Here is a 15,113-nt window from a genome sequence, read left to right as displayed (position 1 = left end):
GCGGCATCGACCATTCCTGCATTAGAACAAAATAGGAACACTTAAGCCAGCAGAATCGCACCTGGCTGAATGGATCATCGCAATTTCAGGGGGCGGAGCCGCTGGAGGGCCACGCTCCTGCAGGGCTCGCCATGACGGTTCTTTGGCGAGGCGTCAGCCGATCGCGCGCGAGTGGGTCAGCGACCGGAAGATGTCGCGATACGCATCGATCGCAAGGTCGGGCAGCCGGACGGCCTCGTCGATCGGGACCCACCGGATCTCGCTGTGCTCGTCGCCCACCATCCGCGGCTCGCCTCCCGTCCAGCCGGTGACGACGAAGACATGGTACCGGGCTTCGCCGTTGCGCGCGGGATCGGGGTCCGGCAGCCTCGCGACCAGGCGGTGGCGCAGGGGCGTGACCCCGGCCTCCTCCTGCACCTCGCGGACCAGCGCCTGCTCCGGCGTCTCCCCGGCCTCGAGATGGCCGCCCAGTACGTCCCAGCAATCCGGATAGAAGCGGCGCTGCGGCGTGCGGCGGCCCAGCAGGATGCATCCGTCGCGCAGCAGGATGGCGCAGGCGATCTGCTTCATCGAGCCTACCTTGATCATGGTCGGTTGGGTTGACATCGGATCGGTGCCGTCGCGCCATGGGACGGCAATCATGGACGAGAACCGAAGAGATTGACCATGCCGACCGAAACCGAGCTGCCCGACATCCTCGTCGTCACCGGCATCATGGCGGCGGGCAAGTCGACCGTGGCCCAGGCGCTGGCGGAACGGCTGCCGCGGGCGGTGCATCTGCGCGGCGACCTGTTCCGGCGCATGATCGTCTCCGGCCGGGTCGAGGTGACGCCTGATCTGCCGGCCGAGGCGATGCGCCAGCTCGACCTCCGCCACGAGCTGGCGGCGACGTTGGCCGGGCGCTATGCCGAGTCCGGCTTCACCGTGATCTGGCAGGACGTGATTCTCGGGCCAACCCTGGCGCGGGCCGCCGAGCTGCTGCACCGCCGGTCCTTCGGCATCGTCGTGCTGTGCCCGTCGCCCGCGGCCGTGGCCGCGCGCGAGGCGGGGCGAAGCAAGACCGGATACGGCGCCTGGACGCCCGCCGATCTGGACCATGGCCTGCGCGCCGACACGCCGCGGCTCGGGCTGTGGCTCGACAGCTCGGGGCTGACGGTCGTCGAGACCGTCGACGCGATCCTGGCGCGGATCGCCGAGACCCGGAAGGGGCTGTCGTGACCGACGCGGAGCGGTTGGCGGCGGCGGCGCGGGTGCTGCTGGACGGCTTCGAATCGAAGCTCCTTGGTGGAGGATCAGATGACCACGCATGAACGCTTCCTCGCCCAGGCGATCGAGTTGGCCCGCCGCAATGTCGAGGAGGAGGGCGGCCGGCCCTTCGGCGCGGTGCTGGTGCGCGACGGCGCGGTGATCGCCACCGGCGTCAACCAGATGGGCGCCACCGGCGACCCGACGGCGCATGCCGAGCTGCAGGCGATCCGGGCGGCGAGCCATGCGCTCGGTGCGCTGCGGCTCGACGGCTGCATTGTCTATGCCAGCGGCCATCCTTGCCCGATGTGCCTCGCGGCGATGACCATGACCGGCGTCGCCGCGGTGTACTACGCCCATTCCAACGAGGATGGCGCGCCCTATGGCCTGTCGACCGCCGCGGTCTATGCCGAGCTGGCCCGGCCGCCGGCCGACCAGGCGATGACCATCCGGCACCTGCCGGTGCGGCTGGATGGGATCGACCTCTACGCGCTGTGGCGCGACCGGCTCAGGGCGACCGGACCCGGGTCATGACGATGTCGACCGTGCTGCCGCCGCCCTGGGTCAGCACGGGGTGGCGGGTGTCGGTGACGAACAGCTGCTTGCCGCCGCGCTCGACCCGGGCCGAGACGGCGTAGCTGTGGCGCTGGTCGATCTGCGCCGGGTCGTAGGACAGGGTGAAGGCGGCCGGCACGCGCACCGGGGCGATGCGCTGCTCGGCGACCACCGTCGACGGCGCGTCGGCCAGCAAGACGTCGAGCAGCTGTACGATCAGCTCCGCATCCGCCGGCAGGGCGATGCGCTCCCGATAGGTCGCGGTGCCGGTGACGGCGGCGCTGGCGACGGGTGCGGGCGTCGGCGTGGCGGTCTCTTCGGTCTTGCCGCAGGCGACGAGAAGGAGGGCGGCCATCAGGGCGGTTGCTGGAAGGAACAGGTGGTTCATCGGCGATCTCTCAAACCGGGTGCTGCTCTGCATCACGACAACGTTCGATGGCCCGATCCGTTGCGCTCCATTGAATAGCGACGCGATCATAAAATTTCAATAAGCACTTATTATAATTACGGATAGTTTTTCCCGCATTGTCTCGATCCGCGCATTGGGGGTATGTAAAATGTCCCATACTGAGACAATTGACCTAGGGAGGAGATTTGACATGGCCTCGATTGCTGACCGGAGCCGGCGGGACCGATGTGCTGAATGGCGGGCTCGGCGGGGGGCCAAGGCGACGCGAATGGCGACATGGTCGCCGACTTCGCCATCCTGGTGCAGGGGACTCTCACCCTCACCGCGGCCGATTTCGTGCTGTGACCGGGCGGGCGCCGGTCCCCGCGGGGATTGACGCCCGACGCCCAGGCCCCGGGTCAGTCGCGGAAGTTCAGATACTGCAGCGGCTGCTCGATCTTCAGGCCGCGGACCAGGGCGATGGTGGCCTGCAGGTCGTCGATCTTCTTGCCGGTGACGCGCAGCTCGTCGCCCTGGATCGCGGCCTGGACCTTCTGCTTGCCGTCCTTGATCGCCTTGATGATGGTCCTGGCCAGGTCGCGGTCGATGCCCTGCTTCACCACCACCTCCTGGCGCACCATGTTGCCCGAGGCCTTCTCCACCGTCTTGAAGTCGAGCGCGCCGGCATCGAGCTTGCGCCGGGCGAAATAGCCGCGCAGCAGCTCGTGCATCTGCTTCAGCTTCAGGTCGTCGTCGGCCATGATCGTCAGCGTGGCGTCGCTGCGCTCGATCGTGCATTTCGACCCTTTGAAGTCGAAGCGCTGCGCCACCTCGCGGGTGACGCCGGCGACGGCGTTGTCGACTTCGGTGAGATCGGTCTTGGAGACGATGTCGAAGGAGGGCATGGCGGTCCGCGGATCTCCGGAACGGGACCTGGGAGTCTAGCCGATTCCGCGGCGAATGGGAGCCTCCACGGCCGGGACGGGACGATTGGCCGCCGCCGGCGCGCCGAAGGGCGCCAGCGTCGCCCCGTAGCGCCGCAGCGCGGCCGGGAAATCCGGCCCTGCGAAATAGCGGTATTCCACCGCGCGCACGGTGGTGACCGGGTCGAGCGCGGCGAGCCGGGCATCGACCAGGCCGGGATGGCACATGATCACCGCCCGGTCGGGTGCGGTCTCGAGCCAGCGCTCGAACAGCACGCCGTAGCCGCGGTCGATGAAATCATAGATCCCGCAGAAGCTGTCGTTCCGCCGCTCGGTCGCCCGGTCGAGCACGGCGTCGGACCGCAGGCTGAGGGCCTGCAGGGCCAGGGATTTCAGGGCGAAGGGACGACGCAGGATCCGCCGCGGCCGGTCGCCGCAGCGCCGGATCCAGCGCGGGCGCAGCCCGGCGGAGCGCAGGGTCAGGGCCAGGGTCTCGGCGATGCCGGGCAGCAGATGGACATGCTGATGCCCGTCGATGAAGTCCGGCGCCCGCCCGAAGGCATCGACGAAGGCGGCGTGCTGCGCCTCGATCTCGGCCGACAGCGCGCCCGGCGGCAGCCGCCGCGCCAGGCTCAGCCGGACCAGGGCGGCAAGGCTCGGGAACCGGCGCCAGCCGGCATCGACACGCAGCTGCGGCGACAGCGGGGCGAAGGGGCCGGTCAGGCAGAGATGCAGGCCGATCTCGACCGACCCGGCGGCGGCGGGCAGGCCGCGCAGCAGGCCGGCCGCCTCGGGCCAGAACGATCCGACGGTCAGGCAGCTGGTGCCGGACAGACGGCCCTCGGCGAGCAGCTGGCGGATCGCCAGCGACACGCCGGGGGCGAGGCCGTAATCATCGGCGACCAGCGTGATACGCCTCGAGGACATGGCTCATCTCTTCCACAGGGTCCCGCCGCCTATGTTCGGCGACGACATAGAGGGGGCGGTCCTTCACCTCGTCCAGGATCTGGCCGAGATACTCGCCGAGGATGCCTAGATTGATCAGCAGCACGCCGCCGATCAGCACCAGGATGGCGATCACGCCGGGCACGCCGGGCAGGGCCACGCCTTCGGCCAGGCAGACGATCGTGATCCACAGCCCGTAGGCGAAGGCCGTCAAGGCCATGGCGAAGCCGAGCAGCGTCGAGATCCTGAGCGGCATGCGGCTGAACGAGGTGACGCCGTTGAGCGACAGCAGCAGCAGCTTCCAGAACGACCATTTCGTGGTGCCGCCGATCCGCTCCGCCGGCTGGTAGTCGATCCGGCGCTGCTGGAAGCCGACCCAGACCGAGAGGCCTTTGAAGAACCGCCCGCGCTCGCGCAGGCCGCGCAGCGCCTCGGCCGCCCGCGCCGACAGGAGGCGGAAATCGGCCGCGTCCGGCGTGATGCGGAAGGTGTTGCCGGAATTCATCAGCCCGTAGAAGGACTTGACCAGCAGGCGGTAGACCGGTCCCGCCTGCCGGCGGCGGCGCACGGCATAGACGATGTCGTCGCCGTCGACCAGCCAGTGGTGGACGAAGCTGTCGATCAGCTCCGGCGGGTGCTGGCCGTCCGAATCCATGAACACCACCGCGTCGCCCATCGCGGCGTCGAGGCCGGCGGTCAGCGCCGCCTCCTTGCCGAAGTTGCGGCTGAGGCGGATCAGCTCGACCCGCACCCGGCCCTCCGGCAGGGCGGCGACGATGCCGGCGCTGCCGTCGCGGCTGCCGTCGTCGACATAGATTGCCTCGACCGCGAGGCCGTGGGCCTCGTCGAGCCGGGCGGCCAGGGCCTCGAGCTGCCGGTGCAGCGCCGGGACCGAATCCGCCTCGTTGTACAGTGGCACCACGATCGACAGGCGGCGCGGGGTGGTCCGGAGGGTGTGGTTCATCATGGCCCTCATGAGCCGGGGCAGGTGACGGCCGGGGTGGTCCGGCCGGGAAGCACGGCGAGCCAGACGGTGCGGCTTTCGAGTGGCGTCCCGAGCGCCGTCCGCGCCGGCCAGGCATAGGCGGTGATGTCCTGGGGGCAGAGGCCGGCGATCGGGTGACCCGGCACGGGGACACGCCGGGAGGCGTAGACGGCACCGCTGCGCACGACGTCGTCCTGGTCGATCCAGGGCGACAGCGTCGGGTCCGCATCCTCGAACACCTGCGGCCGGGCGGCGCCGTAAAGGGAGATGGTCCCGGCCTCGGGGATGGTGCCGATCACCGTCTCCGGCGTGCCGGCCTGGCTCTTCCGCCACAGCGCCTCGGCCGCCGCGGACAGGGCCGGGCCGTCGAGATTCATGATGTTCGGGGCGCCGGAAAGGCCGGGCTTGACCAGCATCTGCACGGCGAAGCCGATCATGAAGGCCGGCGCCAGGGCGAGGGCGGCGGTGCGGAAGCGCGATGCCGACAGGCCCGGGGCGGCGAGGGCCGGCAGGAGCAGGGCGAGGAGCGGCGGCGCCGCCAGCACGAAGCTCATGCCCCACATCGTCCGGATGCGGATGCCGGTGGCGGCGGAGGCGAGGGTCAGAGCCGCGATCGGGACCAGGTAGACGACAGCGAGGTAGAGCCCGGCCGGGGAGCGGAGCCGCCGGCGGGCAAGGTGGAGGAGGGCGGCGATCCGCTGCCGCCCCAGGGGGCTGAGCCCGATCGCCGCGGCCAGCAGCATCGGCGCGATGGCGAAGGCCTGGTCGCCGAGGAAGGTGAGGGGGCCGATCAGATGGCCCGCCGGGCCGGCCAGGGTGTCGTCGCTGCGCTCGGCCAGATAGCTCAGCGTGGTGAAGTCGTTCTGCGCCAGCCACAGCAGATGCGGCGCGATCACCAGCAGGCAGGCCGCCAGCCCGAGATAGAGACCGGGCCGGGCGAAGTGCCGCCGGCCGACGGGCGACAGCAGCAGATAGGCCACCAGCGTGGCCAGCAGCACGCCGATCGAGTACTTCGCCAGCAGGCCCAGCCCGGCGGAGAGCCCGGTCAGGACCCACCAGACCGCGCGGTCGCGGCTGACGGCGTGCCAGAACAGCGCCATGGTCCAGGCCCAGAAGGCGAACTGCACGGTGTTCGGGTTGAAGCGTGGCGCGGCATAGGTGGTGTAATGCGTCAGGGCCAGCAGCACCACCGCGACCAGCGCGGCGCGGCGCCCGGCGATGTCGCGCGTCAGCAGCCAGACGGCGGCGAAGGCGGCGGCGATGAAGGCCTGGCTCAGCGCGTAATAGGCCCAGTTGGCGCTGCCGAACACGGCGTGGACGAGCTCGGCGGACCAGGCCGCCAGCGGCGGGTGCTTGTGGTAGCCCCAGAGCCAGTGCTGCCCCCAGTAGAGTCCTTCGAGCGTGTCCGGATGCAGGTTGCCGGCCAGCCAGGCCGGCAGCAGGGTCCAGGCCAGGAACCCGGCACCGAGGAAGGCAGGGACCCAGAGGGGATGGATATCGCGGGCGGCCGGGAGCACCGCTCCGGCCGGCGCCGGGCCGGGACGGTGCGTCCCCGGTGCGGCCGGGGACTCGATAACGGATGCGGATCGGGCCGCCTCGGTGCTCACGATGTCGTCGCTGCTCACTGGGAACGCTCGGCCGTGGCTCGGCCGATTGGCGGCCGGGACGCGGCACCATTAGAAATAATCGCTCTTCCGAGGTTTCGGTATTTACAGTTTCGTATATATCTTCGATGCATTGTTTGCTTGTCGAAGAGAGCCCAGGCCAAAGTTCAAGTGTTATGGAGAAGAATTAATAATTCGGGTTGTTGGAATGATCCGATGAAAAGCCGCGATCTTCTTTGCGGAAGGAAGGCGCTTCCGCTTGCAAGCCCACAAAAGACGAAGGCCCGCCGGCAATCGCGGCGGGCCTTGCTGGAACCGGGAGCGGGAAGCGGTCCGTCAGTCGGCGCGTTCGGCGACCTGGGTGTTCGGGGCGTAGATGAAGCCGTAGGTCGGATAGACCGAGGTTCCCATCTGGCCGGTCGGCTGATGCCAGAAGCGGGTCTGGCTCCAGTCGTTCTTCGCCGAGACGTCGATCACCCGGGACGGCTCGTTCACCCGACCGCGCGGCGCCCAATTGGCCTGGTCGACGATGATCTCGCGGGAGCTGACCACCCGGCGCACCACCGCGACATGGCCGCGCCGCATCGAACCGGTGCGCTTCAGCACGATCACCGAGCCGGCGACCGGCATGCGGCCACGGTTGTAGCGGCCAGAGGCAGCGTCCCACCAGCGCCAGGCGTCGCCGGAGATCTGGAAGCCGGTCAGCTCGCGGGCGAAGGGGACGCAGGACCAGCGGCGGTGTTGGGCCTTCAGCGTCGAGACGCGCTGGATCTGCCGCTGCTCGGTGACATTGCGGGCCGTCAGCTGGGTGCGCGGGATCGACGCATCGACCGCAACGGGAGCTTGAGGGCGAGCCCGGGGCGCCGGGGCAGTGGCCGTCTTCCGCTGGGTGCCCGGTGCCGGACTGGCGGGCTGGTCCGTCGCGGCCTGGCGGGTGGCCGCGGCATCGCGGACGGCGCCTTCGACCTGATCGCTGGGCTGCCCGGCGGCTGCGGCAGCCGCCGCATTCAACTCGCGCGTGGTGCGCGAGGCAGCGTGTGCGGTTTCGCTGAGAAGGGCGACGCTACAAACGAGCGTCAGCAGACTTGCAGTGAGGGTACTGAGTGGGCGCTTGGCCCGATGGCGGATTCTGAAGTCATAGTCAGTGTCGCGGGTCATCACTGGCCCGTCCCCCCTGCGCTGTTTCAATCGGACTGCACTCGCTCCCTTGGCGCTCCAAACGGATGCAGCGCCTTTCCGTCCGGCTCGTCCGGTGACCCCAGTCACCGCCCCCTCACCGGCAAGGATGTCTAGTAACATTCTGAAATATTCCCGCCAAGCAAAAATGACACGCTTTCGCCCGATTCCCGCCCACTTTGGAACGCCAGTACAGAAGCGATGGGGGTTCATGTATTGCAGGCGAGCGTAAAAAAAATATTCGTCTTTTGCCGAGTGCATAGGTCGTTTCGTGTGCCTAATCGTCCGGCCATCGACACGATGTTGGAAAGTTGACGGGTTCAATTGACTGGGATGGCTACTTGATAGCTCCAAAGCGAAGCGGCTGCTAATGCATTCTTTGTCCGACAAAATCAACCAATGTTCCGGTTTCGGACCTTGCGGCGAGGCGGCGAGCCCCGCGTCCGGCGCATAGCAAAATATTGGACGCCTTGGCCGTCTTCCGCCGGCCGCGCTACAACTCCTTCCGAGATTCAGGCGGCCGGATGCGCCGAGAAGAGGGAGACCGAACCGATGCAGCTCACCGACTCGAAGCTTTTCCGCCAACAATGCTATCTCGACGGGCGCTGGGCGGACGCCGATGACGGGCGGGTGATCGAGGTCACCAACCCGGCCGACGGCGCCAGGCTGGGCAGCGTGCCGCGTGCCGGCGCCGCCGAGACCCGCCGCGCCATCGCCGCCGCCGACAAGGCCTGGCCCGCCTGGCGCGCCAAGACGGCGCAGGAGCGGTTCGCGATTCTGCGCCGCTGGTTCGAGCTGATGCTGGCGAATCAGGAGGACCTGGCGAAGCTGATGACGGCGGAGCAGGGCAAGCCGCTGGCCGAGAGCCGCGGTGAGATCGCCTATGCCGCCAGCTTCGTCGAATGGTTCGCCGAGGAGGGCAAGCGAATCTACGGCGACACCATTCCGGCGCCGGCCGGCGACCGCCGCATCGTCGTGATCAAGCAGCCGATCGGCGTCTGCGCCGCGATCACGCCCTGGAACTTCCCGGCGGCGATGATCACCCGCAAGGCCGGCGCGGCGCTGGCCGCCGGCTGCACCATGGTGGTCAAGCCGGCCAGCGAGACGCCCTATTCGGCTCTGGCGCTGGCCGAGCTGGCGGAGCGCGCCGGCATTCCGGCCGGCGTGTTCTCGGTCATCACCGGCAGCGCCAGCGAGATCGGCGGCGAGATGACGTCGAGCCCGATCGTGCGCAAGGTCACCTTCACCGGCTCGACCGAGATCGGCAAGCTGCTGATCCAGCAATCCGCTTCCACCGTGAAGAAGGTGTCGATGGAGCTGGGCGGCAACGCGCCCTTCATCGTCTTCGACGACGCCGATCTCGACGCCGCGGTGCAGGGGGCGATCGCCTCGAAATACCGCAACACCGGCCAGACCTGCGTCTGCGCCAACCGCCTCTTGGTGCAGGACGGGGTCTACGACGCCTTCGCCGCCAAGCTGGCCGAGGCGGTCGGCAAGCTGAAGGTGGCCGACGGCATGACCGACGGCGCGCAGCAGGGGCCGTTGATCAACATGAAGGCGGTCGAGAAGGTCGAGGAGCACATCGCCGATGCCCTGGAGAAGGGCGCGCACGTTGCGCTCGGCGGCAAGCGCCACGCCCTGGGCGGCACCTTCTTCCAGCCGACGATCCTGACCGACGTCACGCCGGAGATGAAGGTGGCGAAGGAGGAGACCTTCGGCCCGCTGGCGCCGCTGTTCCGATTCAAGACCGAGGAGGAGGCGATCCGGATGGCCAACGACACCGAGTTCGGCCTCGCCTCCTATTTCTACAGCCGCGACATCGGCCGGATCTGGCGGGTCGGCGAGGCGCTGGAATACGGCATCGTCGGCATCAATGAGGGGCTGATCTCGACCGCCGTCGCGCCCTTCGGCGGGGTGAAGGAGAGCGGCCTCGGCCGCGAAGGCTCGCATTACGGCATCGAGGACTATCTCGAGGTCAAATACCTGTGCATGGGCGGGCTGAACCGATGACCGAGACGCTGTCGCCGCAGGAGCAGGGCAAGCGCGCCGCGGGCGAGGCCGCGGCGGCGCTGGTCGAGGACGGCATGCGGCTCGGCCTCGGCACCGGCTCGACCGTGCGCTGGGTGCTGGAGGCGCTGGGCCGCCGCATCCGGAACGAGGGGCTGCGCATCACCGGCATCCCGACCTCGGAGCAGACGGCCGAGCGGGCGCGCGCGCTCGGCATCCCTTTGACCGACTTCGCCGCGACCGAGGCGCTCGACCTCTGCGTCGACGGGGCGGACGAGGTCGAGCGCGGCACGCTGCGCCTGATCAAGGGGCTGGGCGGGGCGCTGCTGCGCGAGAAGATCGTGGCCGAGGCCTCGGCCCGTTTCGTCGCCGTGGTCGACGCCTCGAAGATCGTCGAGGTGCTCGGCGAGAAGGCGCCGCTGCCGGTCGAGGTCACCGCGTTCGGCTGGGAAGCGACGGCCCGGCGCCTCTCGGCCCTCGGCGGCGCCCCGGTTCTGCGGCAACGCGACGGCGCGGCGGTGCGCACCGATGGCGGCAACCTGGTCCTGGATTGCGGCGGCTTCGCGCCGATCCGCGACCCGGACGGGCTGCAGCGGGCGATCAAGTCGATCGCCGGCGTGGTCGAGACCGGTCTGTTCCTCGGCGGCGCCGAGCAGGCGATCATCGGCCAGGCGGACGGAACCACGAACTCGCTGCGGCCCGCGCGCTGAGACGGGTCAGGCATAGCGGCCCTGCGGGTCGAGCGGGCTTGCCTGGATGGGGTTCCGCGGCCCAAATGCGGGGTGAACCCCTTCCCGCGCGGCCGGTCCTCGGTCGCGCCGCTTTGACCGCGCCAGGCGGTCCGGACATGCCATGAGCGGATTCGATTTCGACTATTTCGTCATCGGCGGTGGCTCGGGCGGCGTGCGCTCGGCCCGGATCGCGGCGCAGCACGGCGCCCGGGTCGGCATCGCCGAGGAGCGCTACTGGGGCGGCACCTGCGTCAATGTCGGCTGCGTGCCGAAGAAGCTGCTGGCCATGGCGGCGCATTTCTCCGCCGATTTCGAGGACGCCGCCGGCTTCGGCTGGACCGTGCCGGGCGCGGCCCATGACTGGGCGACGCTGATCGCCCGCAAGGACGCCGAGATCGGCCGGTTGAACGGCATCTACCGCAAGCTGCTGACCAATGCCGGCGCCACCATGTTCGACGCCCGCGCGGTGCTGGTCGACGCCCACACGATCGATGTCGGCGGCAAGCGCGTCACCGCCGACCGCATCCTGGTCGCGACCGGCGGCTGGCCGGTGCTGCCGGACCGGCCCGGGGTGCGCGAGCACGCCTTCACCTCGAACGAGGCGTTCCATCTGGAACGGATGCCGCGGCGCGTGGTGATCGTCGGCGGCGGCTACATCGCCGTGGAGTTCGCCGGCATCTTCCACGGCCTGGGCGCCGAGGTGACGCTGGTGCATCGCGGCGACATGGTGCTGCGCGGCTTCGACGACGACCTGCGGGTCCACCTCGCCACCGAGCTGGGCAAGGCCGGGGTCAATCTCCGCCTCGGCTGCGGGGTCGAAGGCATCGCCAAGGTCGGCGACGCCCTGGCGGTGACGCTGAGCAATGACGAGGTGATCGCCGCCGACGGGGTGATGTACGCCACCGGCCGCAAGCCGAACTCGGCCGGGCTGGGGCTGGAGACGGTCGGCGTCGCGGTCGATGCCGACGGCGCCATCGTGGTCGACGAGCAGTACCGGACCAGCGTGCCCAACATCTACGCGCTGGGCGACGTCACCGACCGGCTGAACCTGACGCCGGTGGCGATCGCCGAGGGCCACGCTTTGGCCGACACGCTGTTCGGCGGCAAGCCGCGGGTGCCGTCCTACGAGAACGTGCCGACCGCGGTGTTCTCCAACCCGCCGATCGGCACGGTCGGGCTGACCGAGGCGGCGGCGCGGCAGCGCCATGGCGAGGTCGATGTCTACCGCGCGGTGTTCCGCCCGATGCGCCACACCCTGTCGGGGCGGGAGGAGCGGACGCTGATGAAGCTGGTGGTCGATCCCGAGACCGACCGGGTGCTGGGCTGCCACATGGTGGGGCCGGACGCGCCGGAGATCGTCCAGGGCCTGGGCATCGCCCTGACCTGCGGCGCCACCAAGGCGCAGTTCGACGCCACCATCGGCATCCACCCGACTGCGGCGGAGGAGTTCGTGACCATGCGCAGCAAGGTCGAGCGACCGGCCAGCCCGGGGCTGGCGCAATGAGCGACGCACCGCAGAACATCTATGACGACCCGACCTTCTTCGCCGGCTATGCCGCGCTGCGCGAAGCAGAGAGCGGGCTGAACGCGGTGCTGGAGCAGCCGGCGCTGGCGCGGCTGCTGCCGGCCTCGCTCGCCGGGCTGCGCATCCTCGATCTCGGCTGCGGCTTCGGCGATTTCGCCCGTAAGGCTCGGGCGCAGGGTGCCGCCTCGGTTCTGGCAGTCGATGTGTCGGAGAAGATGCTGGCGGAAGCCCGGCGGCGCACGGACGATCCGGCCATCCGCTACGAGCAGGCGGCGATCGAGACACTGGCGGTGGAAGAGGGGGTGTTCGACCTCGCCGTCTCGTCGCTCGCCCTGCACTACGTCGCCGACTATGCGGGCGCGGTTCGGCGGATCGCGGCGGCGCTGGCCCCGGGCGGCCGCTTCGTCTTCTCGGTCGAGCATCCGATGTGCACCGCGCTGGGCGGCGGGCAGTGGCATCGCGACGCCGCCGGCGCCGAACTGCATTGGCCGGTCGACCGCTATGGCGAGGAGGGCGCGCGCGACACGCGCTGGTTCGTCGATGGGGTGGTCAAGCACCACCGCACCGTCGCCAGCTATGTGAACGGCCTGGTCGACGCCGGGCTGACCCTGGCGCGACTGGAGGAGCCCGAGGCCGATCCGGCGGCGCTGAAGGCCCGGCCGGAGCTCGCGCTGCAGCGGCGCCGGCCCCCCTTCCTGCTGCTCGCGGCGGACAAGCCCGCATAGCAGTCCAGGCCGCACGCGGTTCTTGTCATGAGAGGGCTGCGCTGCGACGCTGGCAAAGCCGGAGGCGCAGGCGTATAGCCTCACATCCGGTCCTGGCCGCCATGGGGAGAGTGCGGGCAGGGGCGTAAGGTGCGGAGTATACGGCGATGGCGGAACGGTGGACCCCTGACTCCTGGCGCGCGCTGCCGGTGAGGCAGATGCCGCAATATCCCGACGCGGCCAAGGTGGCGGCGGCGGAGCAGACCCTGTCGAAATATCCGCCGCTGGTCTTCGCCGGCGAGGCCCGCTCGCTGAAGGCGGCGCTCGGCCGCGTCGCTTCGGGCAAGGCATTCCTGCTGCAGGGCGGCGACTGCGCCGAGAGCTTCGCCGAGTTCCATCCGGACAAGATCCGCGACACCTTCCGCGTGCTGCTGCAGATGGCGGTGATCCTGACCTTCGGCGGCGGCCTGCCGGTGGTGAAGGTCGGCCGCATGGCCGGGCAGTTCGCCAAGCCGCGCTCCGCCGACATGGAGACGATCGACGGCGTCTCGCTGCCGTCCTATCGCGGCGACATCGTCAACGGCGTCGAGTTCGACGAGGCCTCGCGCATCCCCGACCCGGCCCGCATGGTGCAGGCCTTCAACCAGTCGGCCGCCACGCTGAACCTGCTGCGCGCCTTCGCCCAGGGCGGCTATGCCGACCTGCACAAGGTGCATCAGTGGAACCTAGGCTTCGTCACCCGGTCGCCGCAGGGCGAACGCTACGAGGCCTTCGCCAGCCGGATCGACGAGGCGCTGGAGTTCATGGCCGCCTGTGGGGTCACCGCCGAGACCACGCCGGCGATCCGCGAGACCGACTTCTACACCAGCCACGAGGCGCTGCTGCTGCCCTATGAGCAGGCGCTGACCCGGATCGACAGCACCACGGGCGATTGGTACGACGTCTCGGCCCATCTGCTGTGGATCGGCGACCGCACCCGCCAGGCCGACGGCGCGCATGTCGAGTTCCTGCGCGGGGTGAAGAACCCGCTGGGCCTGAAATGCGGCCCGTCGCTGGACCCCGACGACCTGATCCGTCTGATCGACGCGCTGAACCCGGAGAACGAGGCCGGCCGGCTGACCCTGATCGTGCGCATGGGCGCCGACAAGGTGGTGGACAAGCTGCCGCCGCTGCTGCGCCGGGTGCGCGACGAGGGCCGCACCGTGGTCTGGTGCTGCGACCCGATGCACGGCAACACCATCTCCTCGCCCTCCGGCTACAAGACCCGGCCGTTCGACCGGATCCTGTCCGAGGTTCGCGACTTCTTCGACGTGCACCGCGCCGAGGGCACTCATCCCGGCGGCGTGCATTTCGAGATGACCGGCCAGGACGTCACCGAATGCACCGGCGGCGCCCAGGCCATCACCGACGAGGCGCTGTCGCTGCGCTACCAGACCGCGGTCGACCCGCGGCTGAACGCCAGCCAGTCGCTGGAGCTGGCGTTCCTGATCGCCGAGAAGCTGAAGCAGGAGCGCAGCGCCCAGGATGCTGCCCGTCGTGCCGCGGCTGCGGAATAGCAACCCTTCCAAGGGAACGGCGTCCATGACCCCTTCGGTCGACGAGCTGTCGCGCTGGACCGACAAGTACTTCCTGCGGACCAAGGGGATCGTGGAGCGCTTCGGCGACACCCGCGTCACCTACGCCGTGTTCATGCGCCGGCCGGTGGTGGCGGCGCCGCGGCTGGCGATCGAATGGCTGCAGCAAGTGGCGAAGGAGCGCGGCTTCACGGTCGAGATCGAGCTGCGCTACGCCGAGGGCAAATGGGTCGGGTCGGGCGAGCCGCTGCTCTACATCACCGGCCCGCTGCGCCACCTGGTCGATTGCGAGACGGTGCTGCTGCAGAAGCTGGGTCCCGCCTGCGTCGCCGCCTACAACGCCTACACCATGTGCGCCGAGCTGTCCCGCGCCGCCTTCCTGGCGATGGATGCGCGGCATTGCGCCGGCACCGAGATGGCGGAGTCGATGGCCTATGCCGCCAGCGTCGGCTCGGCCCGGGCCCGGCGCAAGCACGACGCCAAGGGCTTCATCGGCAACGCCACCGACGCCACGGCGCATTTCTTCGGCCAGACAGACGGCCTCGGCACCATGCCGCATGCCCTGATCGGCTATGCCGGCTCGACCGTCCGTGCCGCGGAGATGTTCCACGAGGTGTACCCGGACGAGGCGCTGACCGTGCTGGTCGACTACTTCGCCCGCGAGGTCACCGACGCGCTCGAGGTCTGCCGCCGCTTCCCGGACATGGCGGGGGGGGGGGGGGGGGGGGGGGGGGGGGGGCCCCCCCCCCCG

The 15,113-nt window shown here is 69.7% G+C and carries 14 protein-coding genes and 1 pseudogene; 8 read left to right on the top strand and 7 right to left on the bottom strand.

Annotated features, from left to right (window positions below):
- Window positions 1-153: 153 nt before the first annotated feature.
- The gene (locus tag AAHM41_RS18200) at window positions 154-570 is read right to left on the bottom strand and encodes an NUDIX hydrolase (protein ID WP_342237981.1); all 417 of its coding nucleotides are present in this window, start codon (window positions 568-570) and stop codon (window positions 154-156) included.
- A 96-nt stretch (window positions 571-666) separates the two neighbouring features.
- Between AAHM41_RS18200 and AAHM41_RS18195 the strand changes: the two genes are divergently transcribed.
- Window positions 667-1,218, top strand: a complete 552-nt coding sequence (locus AAHM41_RS18195; protein ID WP_342237980.1) for an AAA family ATPase — start codon at window positions 667-669, stop codon at window positions 1,216-1,218.
- 78 nt (window positions 1,219-1,296) lie between these two features.
- A complete protein-coding gene (locus AAHM41_RS18190) occupies window positions 1,297-1,779 on the top strand; it encodes a nucleoside deaminase (protein ID WP_342237979.1) in 483 nt (160 codons plus the stop codon).
- Here AAHM41_RS18190 and AAHM41_RS18185 read toward each other — a convergent pair.
- The 6 genes from AAHM41_RS18185 to AAHM41_RS18160 all read right to left on the bottom strand — a co-directional run bounded on the left by AAHM41_RS18185 (window position 1,754) and on the right by AAHM41_RS18160 (window position 7,656).
- Window positions 1,754-2,188: a YbaY family lipoprotein gene (locus AAHM41_RS18185; protein ID WP_342237978.1), complete on the bottom strand. Its 435-nt coding sequence runs from the start codon at window positions 2,186-2,188 to the stop codon at window positions 1,754-1,756. The two genes, AAHM41_RS18190 and AAHM41_RS18185, sit on opposite strands and share 26 nt — an antisense overlap.
- Before the next feature lie 419 nt (window positions 2,189-2,607).
- Complete coding sequence (locus AAHM41_RS18180; RefSeq protein WP_342237977.1) at window positions 2,608-3,093, bottom strand: YajQ family cyclic di-GMP-binding protein; 486 nt, start codon at window positions 3,091-3,093, stop codon at window positions 2,608-2,610.
- 36 nt (window positions 3,094-3,129) lie between these two features.
- Window positions 3,130-4,038, bottom strand: coding sequence for a ChbG/HpnK family deacetylase (locus AAHM41_RS18175; protein ID WP_342237976.1), 909 nt, complete (start codon window positions 4,036-4,038; stop codon window positions 3,130-3,132).
- Window positions 4,004-5,020 (bottom strand): glycosyltransferase family 2 protein, encoded by a 1,017-nt coding sequence (locus AAHM41_RS18170; protein WP_342237975.1) that lies wholly within the window; start codon window positions 5,018-5,020, stop codon window positions 4,004-4,006. The genes AAHM41_RS18175 and AAHM41_RS18170 overlap by 35 nt, the downstream gene beginning before the upstream one ends.
- Before the next feature lie 8 nt (window positions 5,021-5,028).
- Window positions 5,029-6,558 carry a glycosyltransferase family 39 protein gene (locus AAHM41_RS18165; protein WP_342237974.1) on the bottom strand — a complete coding sequence of 510 codons (1,530 nt, stop codon included), beginning with the start codon at window positions 6,556-6,558 and terminating at the stop codon, window positions 5,029-5,031.
- A 423-nt stretch (window positions 6,559-6,981) separates the two neighbouring features.
- Window positions 6,982-7,656, bottom strand: coding sequence for a CHAP domain-containing protein (locus tag AAHM41_RS18160; protein ID WP_342237973.1), 675 nt, complete (start codon window positions 7,654-7,656; stop codon window positions 6,982-6,984).
- 717 nt (window positions 7,657-8,373) lie between these two features.
- Here AAHM41_RS18160 and gabD point away from each other — a divergent pair.
- The 6 genes and pseudogenes from gabD to AAHM41_RS18130 all read left to right on the top strand — a co-directional run.
- Window positions 8,374-9,831, top strand: coding sequence for an NADP-dependent succinate-semialdehyde dehydrogenase (gene gabD, locus AAHM41_RS18155; protein ID WP_342237972.1), 1,458 nt, complete (start codon window positions 8,374-8,376; stop codon window positions 9,829-9,831).
- On the top strand, window positions 9,828-10,538 hold the full coding sequence (gene rpiA, locus AAHM41_RS18150; protein ID WP_342237971.1) for a ribose-5-phosphate isomerase RpiA: 711 nt from the start codon (window positions 9,828-9,830) through the stop codon (window positions 10,536-10,538). The genes gabD and rpiA overlap by 4 nt, the downstream gene beginning before the upstream one ends.
- A 142-nt stretch (window positions 10,539-10,680) precedes the next feature.
- Window positions 10,681-12,063, top strand: a complete 1,383-nt coding sequence (gene gor / locus AAHM41_RS18145) for a glutathione-disulfide reductase (RefSeq protein ID WP_342237970.1) — start codon at window positions 10,681-10,683, stop codon at window positions 12,061-12,063.
- On the top strand, window positions 12,060-12,809 hold the full coding sequence (locus AAHM41_RS18140; protein WP_342237969.1) for a class I SAM-dependent methyltransferase: 750 nt from the start codon (window positions 12,060-12,062) through the stop codon (window positions 12,807-12,809). Before gor ends, AAHM41_RS18140 begins: the two co-directional genes overlap by 4 nt.
- Before the next feature lie 146 nt (window positions 12,810-12,955).
- Entirely contained in the window at window positions 12,956-14,344 is a 1,389-nt protein-coding gene (locus tag AAHM41_RS18135) for a class II 3-deoxy-7-phosphoheptulonate synthase (RefSeq protein ID WP_342237968.1), read from the top strand.
- 25 nt (window positions 14,345-14,369) lie between these two features.
- Window positions 14,370-15,113 (top strand): annotated as a pseudogene (locus AAHM41_RS18130) (nicotinate phosphoribosyltransferase); the annotation flags it as partial.

The organism is Inquilinus sp. OTU3971 (assembly GCF_038440215.1).
The sequence above is the reverse complement of the archived record's forward strand: the minus strand, read 5'-3'. Positions and strand labels throughout refer to the sequence as shown.